This window comes from Enemella dayhoffiae, assembly GCF_002250625.1.
Lineage (GTDB): Bacteria > Actinomycetota > Actinomycetes > Propionibacteriales > Propionibacteriaceae > Enemella > Enemella dayhoffiae.
On sequence record NZ_NMVQ01000023.1, the window covers coordinates 195508 to 209948 of the forward strand.

The window sequence follows — 14441 nt, forward strand, 5'->3', positions numbered from 1 at the left end:
GACGAGTCCACCCGACCGAATGGAGCGCGCCATGAGTGAGAACACCGAGCTGCGCGAGCAGGTCCGCGCCCGCTACGCGCAGGCCGCGACCGCCGTGACCCGCGGCACCCGCAACGCCGACTTGCTGGCTGAGGAGACCCCCGCGGGCTCGTGCTGCACCAGCACGCCCGCCGTGGAGGAGGCCGATTCGGGTTCGTGTTGTGCTCCGACCGAGCGCAGCTTCGGCGCGGGCCTCTATGACGAGGCGACCGCCGCCGGCCTGCCCCTCGAAGCGATCGAGGCGAGCCTCGGCTGCGGCAACCCGACCGCGGTCGCTGAGCTGCATGAGGGTGAGCGGGTGCTCGACCTCGGCTCCGGCGGCGGCATCGACGTCCTCTTGTCGGCCCGCAGGGTCGGCCCGACCGGGTTCGCCTACGGCGTGGACATGACCGACGAGATGCTCGCGTTGGCCGAGAAGAACAAGACCGAAGCCGGGGCGGAGAACGTCGAGTTCCTCAAGGGCACCATCGAGGACGTGCCGCTGCCCGATGGGTCGGTGGATGTGGTGATCTCCAACTGCGTCATCAACTTGTCCACCGACAAGCCGGCGGTGCTCGCCGAGATGTTCCGCGTCCTCACCCCCGGTGGGCGGATCGGGGTCTCCGATGTCGTCGCCGAAGACCGCCTCACCCCCGAGCAGCGGGCCGAGCGCGGCTCCTACGTCGGCTGCATCGCCGGAGCCCTCTCCAAGACCGAGTACCTCGACGGGCTCGCCAAGGGTGGTTTCGCGGATGCGAGCGTGGAGTTCACCCACGAGGCCGCCGACGGGATGCACGCCGCGATCGTCCGCGCCACCAAGCCTGCCAACTGATCCCGAGCTGACGAGGAGACTGAGCAGCACGATGCCCGCACCCCAGAACATCACCAGCATCGCGACCCCGACGCAGGCCCCGGCCGCGAAGCGCCTGTCCACGTTGGACAAGTGGCTGCCGGCCTGGATCGGCCTGGCCATGATCGCGGGTCTCCTCCTGGGCCGGTTCGTGCCCGCCCTCTCGGACCTGCTTGCTCGGATGGAGGTCGGCGGGATCTCGGTGCCGATCGGCCTGGGACTGCTGGTGATGATGTACCCGGTGCTGGCGAAAGTCCGCTACGACAAGATCGCCGCCGTCACCGGAGACAAGCGCCTCCTCGTCTCGTCTCTGCTGCTGAATTGGCTGCTCGGCCCGGCGGTCATGTTCGCCCTCGCCTGGCTCTTCCTACCGGACCTGCCCGAATACCGCACGGGCCTCATCATCGTCGGCCTGGCCCGCTGCATCGCGATGGTCGTGATCTGGAACGACCTCGCATGCGGCGACCGGGAAGCCACCGCCGTGCTGGTCGCGATCAACTCCGTATTCCAAGTCGTGATGTTCTCGGTGCTCGGCTGGTTCTACCTCACCATCCTCCCCGGCTGGCTCGGCCTCGACACCCAAGGCCTGGACGTCTCGGTCGGGCAGATCGCCCTCAACGTCCTCGTCTTCCTCGGCGTGCCCCTGGTCGCGGGGTTCGCGACCCGATGGATCGGCGAGAAACGCCGCGGCCGGGCCTGGTACGAAGAGCGCTTCATCCCGAAGATCGGGCCGTGGGCGCTGTATGGGCTGCTGTTCACGATCGTGCTGCTGTTCGCCCTCCAAGGCGACGCCATCACCTCCAACCCGCTCGACGTCGCCCGGATCGCTCTGCCGCTGCTGGTCTACTTCGCGCTCATGTGGTTCGCGGGCCTCCTGCTCGGCAAGGCACTGGGCCTCGGCTACGCCCGCTCGACCACGCTGGCGTTCACCGCGGCAGGCAACAACTTCGAGCTCGCCATCGCCGTCGCCATCGGCACCTTCGGCGCCACCAGCGGCCAAGCCCTCGCCGGGGTCGTCGGCCCGCTGATCGAGGTGCCCGTCCTCGTCGGCCTCGTCTACGTCTCCCTCTGGACCGCCAGAAGCTGGTTCCACACCAACCCCTACCAGACAGAAACCGAGGCATCATGACCACCCCGCAGCTCCCGATGGTCTTGTTCGTCTGCGTCCACAACGCCGGACGATCGCAGATGGCCGCCGCCTACCTCAATCGCATGGCGGCGGGTCGCATCGAGGTCCGTTCCGCCGGCTCCGAACCCGCCGACCAGCTCAACCCCGCCGTAGTCGAAGCTATGCGCGAGGTCGGGATCGACATCACCGCCGAACGCCCGAAGCTGCTCACCCCCGACGCGGTGAAGACCTCGGATGTGGTGATCACGATGGGGTGCGGGGATACCTGCCCGATCTTCCCCGGCAAGCGCTACGAGGACTGGCAGCTCGACGATCCTGCCGGGCAAGGACTCGACGCCGTGCGCACGATCCGCGACGACATCGAGAACCGCGTCCGCGCCCTCGTCGCTGAACTGACCTGACCCTGGGCCGCCCGGCGCACCTGCCGGGCATGGACCTCTCCCTCTTCACACATAGCCCCGGCCAGTCCTGGCCGGGGCTATTCCGTCATCTCCATCATCGGACCCTGCCGGTAGGGTGATCGGCGATGGGTGTCTTCCCCGACTTCGACGGGCTCGGCGGTATCGGAGACCTCCGCGCCGTGGTCGGCGCGCTCCTGACGTTCGTCCTGATCGTCGCCGTCCTCATGCTGATCGTCTCGGCGATCGTCTGGGCCATCGCAACGGCCCACGGCAACTATGCCACCGCTAGCAAGGGACGAATCGGAGTCCTCGTCGCCGTCGGTGCCGCCGTCCTCGCCGGAGGCGGCGTCGCCTGGATGAACTGGCTACTCAACCTCGGCCAACAACTCTGACGCCAAGACACCTCAGAGCCTCTCGATGCCCACGACCTCACCGGCGTGGGCATCGTCGTCTCCACTTCGAGGGTCACGGGGTGCACCTGTCGCGTGTACCCCGTCTGCGAGTCCGTGGGCGGGCCGCCCGTCGCCAAGGAGACCTACCGTGTTCGATCTGCTCGCCAACGTCATGTCCGCGCCGCTGCTGGTGCCGATGGACATCAACATCGACCCCAACACCAACGGCCTGCCGGGGATCAACCAGCTCCGCACCATCGTCGGCGCGGTGATGACCATCGGCCTGATCCTGTCCGTGCTCGCGCTGATCGTGTCCGCGATCGTGTGGGGCTTCGGCGCGAACTCTTCCAACCCGCACCTCGCCTCGCGCGGGAAGATCGGCGTCCTCGTCTCCTGCGGCGCTGCGGTGATCTGCGGCGCGAGCGTGACGCTCATCAACTTCTTCTGGAACGTCGGCCAGTCCGTCTGACCCGCACCGTCGTCGAGAGCTGGTGTTCGTGATGGGCGTGTGCGACGTTCCCGTGATCTCCTCGGTCTGTGATGCCGTCCGCGAAGGAGCCGCGTCTCTGGTCGCGGCCCCGTTCGACTGGCTCGCCCAGGCGATGGGTGCCGCCGCCGGGTGGCTGTTCGAGGCGGTCTGGTCGGTCTTCGACACCACGACCCTGGTGGATGTCACCAGGCCCGCCTACATCGCCGTCTACAACCTGCTGTTCGGCATCGCGGTCTTCGTGATGCTGATCTTCTTCTGCCTCCAACTCATCACCGGGCTGATCCGACGCGACCCCACCGCACTCACCCGCGCCGCTCTTGGCCTGGCGAAGTCCGTTCTCGGGTCGTTCGTGGTCATCACGCTCACTGCGCTGCTGCTGGAAGTCGTTGACCAGTTGTGCATCGGGATCGTGCAGGCCGCCGGCGAGACCACGGAGTCAATGGGCGACAAGATCGCCCTCCTCGCCGCAGGGCTGGTCGGCATCAACATCGCCGCCCCCGGTGTCGGAGCGATCATCACGATCTTCATGGCCGGGCTCGCGATCACGGCCGCCGCGATCGTGTGGCTGTCCCTCCTCGTCAGGAAAGCGCTCCTGCTGGTGGCGGTCGTGTTCGCGCCGCTCGCGTTCAGCGGCGCATCCTGGGACGCCTCGCGGGGGTGGATCGGGAAGTGGGCGATGTTCGTCGTCGCGCTGATCTGCTCCAAGCTCGTGCTCGTCGTGATGTTCCTCGTCGCGATCACCCAGGTCTCCGCACCGATCGACGCCGACCTGGCCTCGGTCAGTGACCCCATCGCGGGGATCGTGCTGATGGCTATGGCGGCGTTCGCCCCATACCTGACCTACAAGTTCATCGCGTTCGTCGGGTTCGACATGTACCACGCGATCGGCTCCGAGCAGGACGCCAAGAGCGCACTCAACCGCCCGATCCCCGTCCCGACCAAGCCGCAAGGCGGTGGTGACCCGAAGAAGGTGCTCGACGGAACCAGCAGCGGCGGGAACCCGGGCGGAGGAACCAGCGCCCCGCCCCCGCCCAAGACCCCGACACCGGCACCCGCCGCGAGCGGCGGAGGGGCCGCCGGTGGTGGAGGGGCCGCAGCAAGCGGAGGCAGTGCAGCCGCAGCCGGTCCCGTGGCCGCCGGGGTCGTGGTCGGGGCGAGTGTCGCCAAGGGTGCCGCGACCGCCGGCCCGAAGGCCGGAACCGCCCTGGGAGCCCAAGGCGGATACGCCGCCGACGCCGCCGCGCAGACACCGCCACCGCCCGCAACATCGCCTGCGGCACCGCCGTCGAGCCCGGCACCACGACCGCCGAGCACCGACCCGTCACCGCCACCGAAGCAGCCCCCACCGCCCGCGCCACGCCCACCGAAGGAGTAGACGATGAGCAGCACGAACCACGACCGGCCCACCGCGGGCGAACTCGTGCCGGTGAAGTTCTCCCGCCTCACCCGCCGCGGTGTCCTCCTCGGCCTGTCGCTGACCCAGCTCATCACGCTCGCCATCGGCGGAGCCACGCTCATCGGCGCGTTCTACGCCGGAGGCGGGATGCTGCTCGCCTACACCGCCCCCATCTGGGTACTCGCCGCCGCGCTGACCTGGATACCCATGGCGGGCCGGCCGATCGTAGAGTGGCTGCCCATCGCCTACTGGTGGCTGTGGCGCACCACCGGCGGACAACTGCTGTACCGGCGCAGGATCGTGGTCCCGCGTCCCGTCGGAACCCTCGCCCTGCCCGGCGACATGGCGCGACTGCGCGAGTACACCGACCCCGACACCAACGCTGGGATGATCCACGACCCCCACGCAGCCACGTTGACCGTGGTGTGCGAGGTCACCCATCCCGCGTTCGTGCTCCTCGATCCCGGCGAGCAGGAACGCCGCGTCAGCTCGTGGGGCCGCGTCCTGGCCACCGTCTGCCGCTCCGGACGGATCGCGACGCTGCAAGTCCTCGAACGCACCCTCCCCGACTCCGGCACCGGACTGGCCGAATGGTGGGCCACCCACGGCACCCCGGATGGATCATGGGCGGCCGACACCTACGCCGAACTCATCGACCGCGCCGGACCCGCCGGCGAACGTCACGCCACCACGCTCTCGCTGTCACTGGACATGAAGACGGCAGCGCGGCAGATCAGGACCGCTGGCGGCGGGATGCGCGGTGCTGCCGCCGTGCTGCGGCAGGAGATGAACACGCTCGTCGCGGCGCTCCGCTCCGCCGACCTCTCGCCGTCGGGATGGCTGACACCGGGGCAGATCGCGGTGATGCTGCGTTCCGCCTACGACCCCGCCATCGCTGCCACGCTGGAACGCCACGGGAGGCTCGGCCAGTCACTCGCGACCGCAGGGCCGGTTGCGGTCACGGAGACCTGGGGCAGGCTGCGCACCGACTCCGCTCACCATGCGGTGCTTTGGGTGAGCGAGTGGCCCCGGTCGCTGGTCTATCCGGGGTTCCTGTCGCCGATGCTGCTGTCCACCGGCATCCAGCGGTCGTTCTCACTGATCTGCACCCCCATGCGCTCCGATGCCGCTGCTCGCGACATCCGCAAGAAGAAGGTCGAGCACATCTCCGACCAGACCCAGCGCGCGAAGCTCGGCCAGATCGAAGACGCCTCCCAGACCGCCGAGTACCACGACGTGCTCCAACAAGAAGCCGACCTCACCGCCGGACACGGCATCCTCCGCTACACCGGCCTCATCGCCGTCTCCGCGCCCACCGTCGAGGAACTCGACGCCGCCGCCGCCGCGATTGAGCAGGCCGCGGTTCAGGCGTCGTGTGAGACCCGGCTGCTCGTCGGCCAGCAAGCAGCCGCGTTCACAGCCGCCGCGCTTCCGCTCTGCCGTCGGGTCTGAGTTCAGCCTTCGGGGCTGACGAGGATCGTGGTTGATGGATCGACGTCGGGCGCCCAGGCCAGGGTCGGCAGGTCAGCGCTTTCCAGTCCCGCGAGTTCGAGCGCAGCTTGTCCCGACAGGTGGGAAGAGTTGATGGACTGCCCGTTTGCGACTGCCGCGTAGAACTGTGCGGCGTAGTTGATCGCATCGGCGTCTTCGATGCTGTCGGCCATCCCGATCGCGAACGGCACGACTTGGGCCACCAGGTCGTCGATCTGGGCTGCGGAACGGCAGGAGTTCAGCAGGACGAGGAGTGGAGGATCGTCGGTTGCGCTGATCGCGCGTGCGAAGGCTCGCGCCGTCACGATCACTCCCTCGTGGGGTTCGTCTGCTTCATCCTCAAAGACGATCAGGTCGTCGTTGCTGTGGCCCGAGAAGTGGACTACGTGAGGGCGGAACTTCGTGATGCCGTCCAGTAGGTCAGCCGTGGTTGCTGCTGGCCGCACATCGAGTTCGATCTGGTCACGGTGCAAAGCCGACTCGACCGCTGCCCGGATGCGCTTCTGCTCCCTTCCAACGCGGAGGTCACCTTCGGCCGAAGCACCCAGCATGAGCACTCGGAGCTTCTCCGGCTTGGGCGCTGGGAGCTGACGCAGCGCGTGACTGACGGCTACCTCGGCACCGCTGATCCGCGATTCAAGCTGGGCACGTTCAGCCGCCGCCCGCCGGTCGGCACGCTGCTGCTCGCTCTTTCGGCGTCTCTCGACGGCATCGGCCTCCGACTGTTCGGCGCGGGAGAGCTTGGTCTGTAGCGCGGCCTCGTCCTTCGCGTAGCCGGCTGCCCGTGTCTGCCAGCGGCTGGCCTCCTTGCCCGCAGTCTCCGCTTCCTTCTCGCGGCGCTCGGCGTCCCGCAACTTGCTGCTGCGGCTGGAACTGCTCGTCGTCTTTGCGGCAGCCTGCCGTGCCTTGGCGGCATCGGCACGTTTCGAGGACTCCTTCGACCGGTACTCACCCGCCTTCTTGTCCGCGTCGATCCGCTGCTTGCGCTTGCGGTCAAGCTGTCCTCGGTACTGACTTGCGCTCACTCTGTCGTGCTCCTGCCTCGTTTGCCCTCGTGTCATCTACAACGCTAGGCCGGACCACCGACATTTCCGGGCCGATGGTGCGCACCTCCCCGTCACACGGCACCAGGAGGTCACCATGCCCACGTTCTTCGATTCGACTGCCGACGCCGCTGAGGCGTCCGAGGCGCTGCGGGGCTTGGCTCACGCGAGCCGGGGGTTCGATCAGCCCGCCGAGATGTACGGGGTGATTGGTGATCTGTCTTCGGGGATGCGCTCGTTGCGGCAGGCGCTCGACCAGATCGCTGATGTTCACGAGCGCAAGGCCGCGCACGCCTTCAACGATGCCGGAAGCCACGAGGCAGGAGTGCGAGACGCCCTCGCCACTGCGGAGGAACTTCGTCAGGCCGCGAACCTCGTCGACCGGGCGTACGACCGGCTCGCGGAAGGGTTCATCGCTGCGGGCCGGATCGCCTGGCACCCGGACCCGGCCGTCGAGGAGACCGTGCCGTCGCGGTGGGTCAGCGTGGTGTTCCTTCAGGGCGAGGAGGCTGACCGGCCGTTGCGCATCCTCGGTGAGCTGGGGCATGTCGATGCGGTGGACTTCCTCGCGCAGTGGGACTACGGCGACGAGACCACGCGGGCCGCGCTGGAGAACGGGTACGTCTATGACGAGCCCGGCGAGGGCACGAACGACCGGGTGGCGCTCTCGGGCGACTACGCGCTGGTCGTCAATCCGCACGTCGGCTACGTCTCGTTGCTGCGCCGCTACACCGTACCGGAGGCAGAGACCCAGGACGCCGAACAGATCGAGCCTGAGCCGGTGCAGGGTGGGCCGGAGTTGCTGGTGTCGTACTCGTCGCCGGGTGCCCCCGAGCGGCCCGATGTGCCGACGGTGAAGCGGGATGGCTCGTGGTTCGAGCCGGCGAAGATCACGGCGGTCAAGCAGGCGCGGGGGCTGGTGCGGTGATCGAGGATCGCGCGCGGCTGCACACCGCCGTTCTGGTGGCACCGTCGAAGGAGCGGCGGAAGCTCCGCAAGCAGCGCCGCAAGGCCGAGGCCCGCCTCCATGCCGAGCAGCGTCGGACCGCGCTCGCCGCTGCGAAGGCGAAGGCGGAGGAGGAGCGTGCCGAGCGGCGCGCCACCGTCTACTTGCCGAAGTCGGGCGAGGCTGGCGCTGCGCGGCTGCGGACTCCGGGTCGGTTCCATTTGACGCGGCATCAGGACACGTCGGCGACGCTGGCGGGCGCGTACCCGTTCGTCGCTGAGGGCGGGCTCGGTGCCGATGGCGTGTTCGTCGGCCAGGACCTCTACTCGGGCGGGAGTTTCGTCTACGACCCGTGGGTGCTCTACGCGCGCGGCATCATCACCGCCCCCAACGTGGTGCTGGCCGGAATCGTCGGCTCCGGCAAGTCCTCGCTGGCCAAGTCCCTCTACACGCGGTCGCTGCCGTTCGGGCGGCGCGTGTACGTGCCCGGCGACCCGAAGGGCGAACACACCGCGGTCGCCAACGCCGTCGGCGGACGCGCCATCGTCCTCGGCCACGGCCTCAACACGCGCCTGAACCCGCTCGACGAAGGCCACCGGCCAAGTGGCCTGTCGGATGAGCAGTGGGCCTCGACCGTTGCGGCCCGGCGGCGTGACCTGATCGGCGCGCTTGCGGAGACCGTGCTCGCGCGGGGCTTGTCGCCGTTGGAGCACACCGCGATCGACATCGCCCTGACCCAGACAGTGCGGGAGAACGACGTGCCGATCCTGCCGATGGTCGTTGACCGCATCCTCGCCCCGAGCGCGGATGCGGACGGCCGGTTGGCCGAGGACGGTCGGCTCGTCGGCCACGCATTGCGCCGTCTCGTCGCCGGCGACCTGGCCGGGCTGTTCGACGGGCCTTCGACGGTCGCGTTCGATCCGTCGTTGCCGATGATCTCGCTCGACCTCTCGCGGGTCACCGAGAACTCGACCCTGATCTCGGTGTTGATGACGTGCTCGTCGGCATGGATGGAGTCTGCGCTGCTCGACCCGAACGGCGGGCAGCGGTGGGTGATCTACGACGAAGCCTGGCGGCTCATGTCCCATCCCGCGCTGTTGCGGCGGATGGATGCGCACTGGCGACTCGCACGGCACTACGGGATCGCGAACATGCTGATCTTCCATAAGCTCACCGACCTCGACAACGTGGGCGATCAGGGCTCTGCGATGCGCTCCCTGGCCAACTCACTGCTCGCGAACGCCGAGACGCGGATCGTGTACCGGCAAGAGTCCGACCAGCTCGGGCCGACCGCTACCGCCCTCGGCCTGACCGGCACCGAGCAGCAGCTCTTGCCGAACCTCGGCGTCGGCCAAGGCCTGTGGCGGATCAAGGCCAGGAGCTTCGTCTGCCAACACCAACTCCACCCAGACGAACTCGCCCTGTTCGACACCAGCAGCCGCGCAGCCGGAGGCCACCGATGAACCTCACCAGCCCACGTCGAACATTGCCGAACGAGGACGACACGACCGGACCCGTCGAGCTGCCACACGTCCTCGTCACCGTCGCCAACGACGGCACCCTCACCGCCACGGTCGATGGAACACCATTCCCGTCACCGGACGCGGGCGCCTGGGCGCGGGCGACCTTCGGGCCGCTCATGGATGCCATCACCAAGGACCGCACCATCGCGGTCCGAGTCGAGGTCCGCGAGAACGACGGGACCGTCTTCACCGACATCCTCCGCACCCGCAAGCCCCGACGCACAGCGGCACCGTCCGAGACCTCCGCGTCCGAGACCTCCGTGCCGGAAACTCGTCGGAGTCGTCACGCCCGCCGGGTGCCTCGCTTGGCTGAGGTCATAACGGAGGGATTCGTGCCCGGCGAGGATGTCGCGGTCGCGACGATCATCTCCCACACCGACGCCACCGGAACCGGCGAGGCCCGCGCACTCATCGACCTCGACGACCTACCCGACGGCACACACGAGGTGATCTTGCTCGGGCGCATCTCGGGCACCCTCGCGATGCGGCGACTGACATGAACCAGCGGCAAGCCGGGGGCATGGGCGACGAACTCACCAACGCCGCCCTCATTGGCCTGATCGGTATGTTTGGGATCGCTCTCGTGCTCCGCGCCGCTGGCAGCGTCGCCGCGTTCCTCACCGGCACACCGCTGCCCGAAGCCGGCGTGGCGGCGGGGCTCGCCGTGTTTTTCAACCCCGGGGACCCTGCGACCGCGCTCGGTGCCGACAAGCTCAATCCCGTCGTGTACTGGCTCGTCAGCGCGGCGCTGCTCGGCGGACTCGCCGCCGGGATCGTCTGGGTGTGGATCGTGTTGCGCCGCCACACGCGGAAGACCGAGACCGACCCGCACCGACTGGCGGGGATCGCGACCAGTCACGAGGTCAAGACCGCAGCATCTGCGAAGGCACTGCTTCACCGCGCGGCCACGCTGCGGCCCTCCTTGGAGTCGCCAGCACCACAGGATGTCGGCTACCTCCTGGGTGCCAGTCGTGGGACGAAGGTCTGGGCATCGGTCGAAGACTCGATCCTGCTGATCGGCCCGCCTCGCTCCGGCAAGGGCCTGCACGTCGTCATCAACGCGATCCTCGACGCACCCGGCGCGGTCGTGACCACCAGCACGAGGCCCGACAATCTCACCGCGACCCTCCGTGCTCGACGCCGCAAGGGTGGGCCGGTCGCCGTGTTCGACCCGCAACACCTCGCCGAGGGCATACCCGCCGGGCTGCGCTGGTCGCCCATTCGCGGGTGCGACGATCCGCTGACTGCGATGATCCGCGCTAACGGGCTCGCTGCCGCCACCGGCCTCAGTGCAGGCGGGGTCGAGTCTGGCGGGTTCTGGGAGGGCAAGACCCGCACCGCACTCCAGAGCCTGCTGCACGCTGCCGCGCTCGACGGCCGCCAGCCGGCCGAGCTGTTCCGGTGGACCCTTGACCCCAGCGCCGCGTCCGAGGCCGTCGCCATCCTCAACTCCCACCCGAACGCCGCGATGGGCTGGGACGACTCACTGGGCGCGATGATCGACGCCGACCCCAAGACCCGCGACAGCATCTGGCAAGGCGTCTCCCTCGCACTCGCCGCACTGGCCGACCCGCGCGTGCTCGATGCCGTCACACCAGGCCCGCACGAACACTTCGACCCCGAGACCTTCCTCACCGAGCAAGGCACTCTCTACCTGCTCGCAACAGGGGCCGGAGCAGGAGCCTCCGCGTCCCTTGTCGCGGCATTCGTCGAAGACCTCATCGAAACCGCCCGACGACTTGCCGCCCGCTCACCCGGAGCCCGGCTCGACCCGCCACTGCTCCTCGCGCTCGACGAGATCGGCAACCTCGCGCCGCTGCCCTCCCTTCCGACGCTCATGGCCGAAGGCGGCGGCACCGGAATCACGACCATGCCGGTCTTGCAGTCCCTCGCCCAAGCCCGCGACCGGTGGAGTGAACACCAGGCCGGAGCGATCTGGGACGCCAGCATAGTCAAGATCATCCTCGGCGGCGCATCCAACAGCCGTGACCTTCAAGACCTCTCCACGCTCATCGGAGAGCGTGACGAGTACACCGACAGCGTGACCCTCGGTGACCACGGCACCCGCTCCAACCAACGGTCCATCCGCCGCGTCCCGATCCTGCCGCCAGACCGCATCCGCACCCTGCCATTCGGCACCGGTATCACGATGCTGCGCTCCGCACCGCCCATCGTCACCGACCTCCGCGCCTGGCCGACCCGCGCCGACGCTGCGCAGCTACGCAGCGACCGCAACGAACTCGAAGCACTGCTGCGTCGTCCGACGCCCTGATGTTAGGCGGCGCCTCGTATGACGGTGTGTCCGTCATTGCGGGTTCCGATGAAGGAGCGGTGGTCGGCGGCGTCAGCGTGACGATCAACCCCCGGTACCCGGATCGGCAGCGTGCACTCTGCCCGGATCGGGTCGTCACGCTGACGCCACCCGGACACGCCCGCCCCGCTGATCCCGGCCGACGAGCTCTCCCTGGGCGCAACACGAACCGGACCCACCCAGCGCGCACGGTGTGGTAGAAAGCCTGAACAACGTTGACGGGAGTACAGTTTCGTGATCGCGGTCCGCTCTGTCGAGCACGGCGAGCAGGTGCTGTCCGAGCGGCGGCTGCCCTGCCCGGACTGTGACCGCCCGCTGCGCGCGTACGGACACGGCCGGGTCCGGACCGTGCGCGGCCCCGGCGAGTCGAGCCTGACGGTGACCCCGCGGCGGGCCCGCTGCCCCGGCTGCGGGCGCACCCACGTGCTGCTGCCGGCCGCGTTGCAGCCTCGCCGCGCGGACACCAGCGAGGTGATCGGGATCGCGCTGGCCGCCCGGGCCCGTGGCTCCGGTGCGCGGCGCATCGCCGCCGCGCTCGGCCGACCGGTCAGCACCGTCAAGGCGTGGCTGCGCGGCGCTGACGCCGGGCACGCCGACCGGCTCCACCAGCAGGGCATGGCGGCCGCAGCGGTGATCGACGCGCAGCTGATGCCCGCAAGCCAGCCCACCCGGCTCGGTGACGCGTTGAACCTGCTCGCCGGTGCCGCGCTGGCCCTGCGGGCCCGGCTCGGGCTGAGCGACCCGCCCTGGACCCTGATCGCGTTCTTGGCCGGCGGGCGCCTGCTGCCGGTGCTGCGCACGTAAGACCCGGGCCATCACCGGGCGCAGCCCTGCCCAAAATCGCCCATCACCGCCTCGCCCGAGGAGAAGTCGTTCCCGTCACCGATGACGACCGCGCCGTCACCACGACGACCAATGCCTCTCTGCACCTCGTCATCGACCGCGACGCCGCCATCGTCAACAAGCGTGATCGGTAACACCTGAGCGCAGACCTGGCGGCGGGAGCGCACCTGCCTGACACAGCGGCCACACACGGCTGGTCGCCCGAGTTCAGGAGGACGCCATCATGGCCATTCGTACGCACCAGTCCATCTCCGGCTTCGTCGCCTCGGACCCGCAGCTCAGCTACACCGACCGCGGCGACGCACGGCTCTACATGAAGGTCGGCATCGAGCACTACCGCAAGGAGCCCGACAACACCTTCACGCAACTGGAGACGACCTTCCACGACCTCATCGCGTATCGCGGTGCCGCAGAGCAGGGAGCCGAGCGGCTCGCCAAGGGCGACAACATCATCGCCGACGGACGGGTGCGCGACTACTCCTACGAGCGTAACGGCCAGCGGTACGAGGGTGAGGAGTTCATCGCGACGCGCATCGGACACGACCTCGCCCGCACCCGCTATGAAGTGGACCGCAGCGAACGCACTTCCGGCCGGGACGCAACGGCTTTCGCCGCTCCGCAGCAGGCTGCGCCGTCCAACGCGACCGCCATCGGAATGTGAGCGGTCAGCCATGACCGATCAGTTCTTCCCTGAGCACGACGACATGCCACCCGAGGCAGGTCTCGCGTCCCCACGATTTGACGCGCCTGAGCCTCCGCATCCGGTCAACTGGAACTTGCTGACCGCTAATGATCTCGAAGCCGAGTTGCTCGAACTGAACCGCTGGGTGGACTGGCTTCGCCACACCTATGGACTCCCCGCCAGCGTCGTCCCGCCCTTCTGGCACCGTCACCCCGAACTCCTCTGGGAGTTGTCGGCGCTGCACCTGCACTGGCTGTGCGCGTACGACCCGGAGCAGAACGGCTCGGCACCCCTCGGCTGGCACCGCGACTTCGCGGACGCCCGCGCCCGACTTCGCGATTGGGTTGCGGCGTGCGGCACTCGGCTCGACCGAGACCGCCCGACTCGCCAGACGAGCTGGCCCGGCGAAGACCCTGCCCCGTCCATCGAGGACTCACCGATCACGGATCGCGATGAGGATTTCGTCCGGTTCGTCATCGACATGGTGAACGCGCGTCAGGAGGCAGAGGATGCCTTCTTCGCGGGCGTCGACCCGGAGACCGGCGAGGTGTGAGTCGTGGCTCGCCGCTATGAACGGAAGACCGGGCAGCGCCAGCAGAGCGAACGCGAGCTGACGATCCGGGCCGAGTTCCACGAACCGCCGGACCTGGACAAGCTCTGCGAGCTGCTGATCCGCCTGGCGCTCCAGCAATCGGGCTCGTGCCGCTCAGAGGGCACGACGCGCCCGAAGCGCCCTCGTGCCACGGCGAGCACGTCGTCGTAAAATGTAGGCATCCGTCGCGGATGGCGGATGTTGTGGTCCTAGCGCTTCGCCACCCCGGCGAGGCAAAGTAAACGTGGCCGACTCGGCCTAGTCCTACAGCCTTCGGGCTCTTCTCACGATCAACATCCGCCGTCACACCGTCCGCGTCGGCAGGACCAGTGAC

General features: G+C 68.7%; 17 protein-coding genes. 15 read left to right on the top strand and 2 right to left on the bottom strand.

Features of this window, described 5'->3' with window-relative positions; all coding sequences use genetic code 11:
• Positions 1 to 31: 31 nt before the first annotated feature.
• From arsM to CGZ93_RS11885, 7 genes are all read left to right on the top strand, one after another.
• Positions 32 to 850 carry an arsenite methyltransferase gene (gene arsM, locus CGZ93_RS11855; RefSeq protein ID WP_094364498.1) on the top strand — a complete coding sequence of 273 codons (819 nt, stop codon included), beginning with the start codon at positions 32 to 34 and terminating at the stop codon, positions 848 to 850.
• Positions 851 to 881: 31 nt separating this feature from the next.
• A complete protein-coding gene (arsB, locus tag CGZ93_RS11860; RefSeq protein WP_094364330.1) occupies positions 882 to 1997 on the top strand; it encodes an ACR3 family arsenite efflux transporter in 1116 nt (371 codons plus the stop codon).
• Entirely contained in the window at positions 1994 to 2398 is a 405-nt protein-coding gene (locus CGZ93_RS11865; RefSeq protein ID WP_094364331.1) for an arsenate reductase ArsC, read from the top strand. The genes arsB and CGZ93_RS11865 overlap by 4 nt, the downstream gene beginning before the upstream one ends.
• Before the next feature lie 125 nt (positions 2399 to 2523).
• The gene (locus CGZ93_RS11870; protein ID WP_013601305.1) at positions 2524 to 2790 is read left to right on the top strand and encodes a DUF6112 family protein; all 267 of its coding nucleotides are present in this window, start codon (positions 2524 to 2526) and stop codon (positions 2788 to 2790) included.
• Between the two features lie 148 nt (positions 2791 to 2938).
• Positions 2939 to 3259 carry a DUF6112 family protein gene (locus CGZ93_RS11875; protein WP_054683036.1) on the top strand — a complete coding sequence of 107 codons (321 nt, stop codon included), beginning with the start codon at positions 2939 to 2941 and terminating at the stop codon, positions 3257 to 3259.
• A gap of 31 nt (positions 3260 to 3290) precedes the next feature.
• Positions 3291 to 4655, top strand: a complete 1365-nt coding sequence (locus CGZ93_RS11880; protein ID WP_094364499.1) for a conjugal transfer protein TrbL — start codon at positions 3291 to 3293, stop codon at positions 4653 to 4655.
• A gap of 45 nt (positions 4656 to 4700) precedes the next feature.
• Positions 4701 to 6128 (top strand): SCO6880 family protein, encoded by a 1428-nt coding sequence (locus CGZ93_RS11885; protein ID WP_456073008.1) that lies wholly within the window; start codon positions 4701 to 4703, stop codon positions 6126 to 6128.
• 2 nt (positions 6129 to 6130) lie between these two features.
• On the opposite strand, the gene CGZ93_RS11890 is transcribed toward CGZ93_RS11885, so the two are convergent.
• Complete coding sequence (locus CGZ93_RS11890; protein ID WP_094364333.1) at positions 6131 to 7192, bottom strand: CHAT domain-containing protein; 1062 nt, start codon at positions 7190 to 7192, stop codon at positions 6131 to 6133.
• Positions 7193 to 7307: 115 nt separating this feature from the next.
• Between CGZ93_RS11890 and CGZ93_RS11895 the strand changes: the two genes are divergently transcribed.
• The 5 genes from CGZ93_RS11895 (at position 7308) to CGZ93_RS11915 (ending at position 12794) form a co-directional block, all read left to right on the top strand.
• Entirely contained in the window at positions 7308 to 8138 is an 831-nt protein-coding gene (locus CGZ93_RS11895; RefSeq protein ID WP_094364334.1) for a hypothetical protein, read from the top strand.
• Positions 8135 to 9619 (top strand): ATP-binding protein, encoded by a 1485-nt coding sequence (locus CGZ93_RS11900; RefSeq protein WP_094364335.1) that lies wholly within the window; start codon positions 8135 to 8137, stop codon positions 9617 to 9619. The genes CGZ93_RS11895 and CGZ93_RS11900 overlap by 4 nt, the downstream gene beginning before the upstream one ends.
• Entirely contained in the window at positions 9616 to 10179 is a 564-nt protein-coding gene (locus CGZ93_RS11905; RefSeq protein WP_094364336.1) for a hypothetical protein, read from the top strand. The genes CGZ93_RS11900 and CGZ93_RS11905 overlap by 4 nt, the downstream gene beginning before the upstream one ends.
• On the top strand, positions 10176 to 11951 hold the full coding sequence (locus CGZ93_RS11910; protein WP_094364337.1) for a type IV secretory system conjugative DNA transfer family protein: 1776 nt from the start codon (positions 10176 to 10178) through the stop codon (positions 11949 to 11951). Before CGZ93_RS11905 ends, CGZ93_RS11910 begins: the two co-directional genes overlap by 4 nt.
• Positions 11952 to 12224: 273 nt before the next feature.
• The gene (locus tag CGZ93_RS11915) at positions 12225 to 12794 is read left to right on the top strand and encodes a DUF6431 domain-containing protein (protein ID WP_094364338.1); all 570 of its coding nucleotides are present in this window, start codon (positions 12225 to 12227) and stop codon (positions 12792 to 12794) included.
• 11 nt (positions 12795 to 12805) lie between these two features.
• Here the strand turns inward: CGZ93_RS11915 and CGZ93_RS18970 are convergent, their stop codons facing one another.
• Positions 12806 to 12970, bottom strand: a complete 165-nt coding sequence (locus CGZ93_RS18970) for a hypothetical protein (protein WP_176451743.1) — start codon at positions 12968 to 12970, stop codon at positions 12806 to 12808.
• A gap of 86 nt (positions 12971 to 13056) precedes the next feature.
• On the opposite strand from CGZ93_RS18970, the gene CGZ93_RS11925 reads away from it, so the two are divergent.
• The 3 genes from CGZ93_RS11925 to CGZ93_RS11935 are packed head-to-tail and all read left to right on the top strand — an operon-like array spanning position 13057 to position 14278.
• Entirely contained in the window at positions 13057 to 13494 is a 438-nt protein-coding gene (locus CGZ93_RS11925) for a single-stranded DNA-binding protein (protein ID WP_094364340.1), read from the top strand.
• Between the two features lie 10 nt (positions 13495 to 13504).
• A complete protein-coding gene (locus tag CGZ93_RS11930) occupies positions 13505 to 14068 on the top strand; it encodes a hypothetical protein (protein ID WP_094364341.1) in 564 nt (187 codons plus the stop codon).
• 3 nt (positions 14069 to 14071) lie between these two features.
• Complete coding sequence (locus CGZ93_RS11935) at positions 14072 to 14278, top strand: hypothetical protein (RefSeq protein WP_094364342.1); 207 nt, start codon at positions 14072 to 14074, stop codon at positions 14276 to 14278.
• Positions 14279 to 14441: the final 163 nt, after the last annotated feature.

What these genes read in the sequence shown, in the direction of transcription:
- arsM (WP_094364498.1), top strand. Translation starts at nt 32, where the DNA reads ATGAGTGAGAACACCGAGCTGCGCGAGCAGGTCCGCGCCCGCTACGCG.
- arsB (WP_094364330.1), top strand. Translation starts at nt 882, where the DNA reads ATGCCCGCACCCCAGAACATCACCAGCATCGCGACCCCGACGCAGGCC.
- CGZ93_RS11865 (WP_094364331.1), top strand. Translation starts at nt 1,994, where the DNA reads ATGACCACCCCGCAGCTCCCGATGGTCTTGTTCGTCTGCGTCCACAAC.
- CGZ93_RS11870 (WP_013601305.1), top strand. Translation starts at nt 2,524, where the DNA reads ATGGGTGTCTTCCCCGACTTCGACGGGCTCGGCGGTATCGGAGACCTC.
- CGZ93_RS11880 (WP_094364499.1), top strand. Translation starts at nt 3,291, where the DNA reads ATGGGCGTGTGCGACGTTCCCGTGATCTCCTCGGTCTGTGATGCCGTC.
- CGZ93_RS11895 (WP_094364334.1), top strand. Translation starts at nt 7,308, where the DNA reads ATGCCCACGTTCTTCGATTCGACTGCCGACGCCGCTGAGGCGTCCGAG.
- CGZ93_RS11905 (WP_094364336.1), top strand. Translation starts at nt 9,616, where the DNA reads ATGAACCTCACCAGCCCACGTCGAACATTGCCGAACGAGGACGACACG.
- CGZ93_RS11910 (WP_094364337.1), top strand. Translation starts at nt 10,176, where the DNA reads ATGAACCAGCGGCAAGCCGGGGGCATGGGCGACGAACTCACCAACGCC.
- CGZ93_RS11925 (WP_094364340.1), top strand. Translation starts at nt 13,057, where the DNA reads ATGGCCATTCGTACGCACCAGTCCATCTCCGGCTTCGTCGCCTCGGAC.
- CGZ93_RS11930 (WP_094364341.1), top strand. Translation starts at nt 13,505, where the DNA reads ATGACCGATCAGTTCTTCCCTGAGCACGACGACATGCCACCCGAGGCA.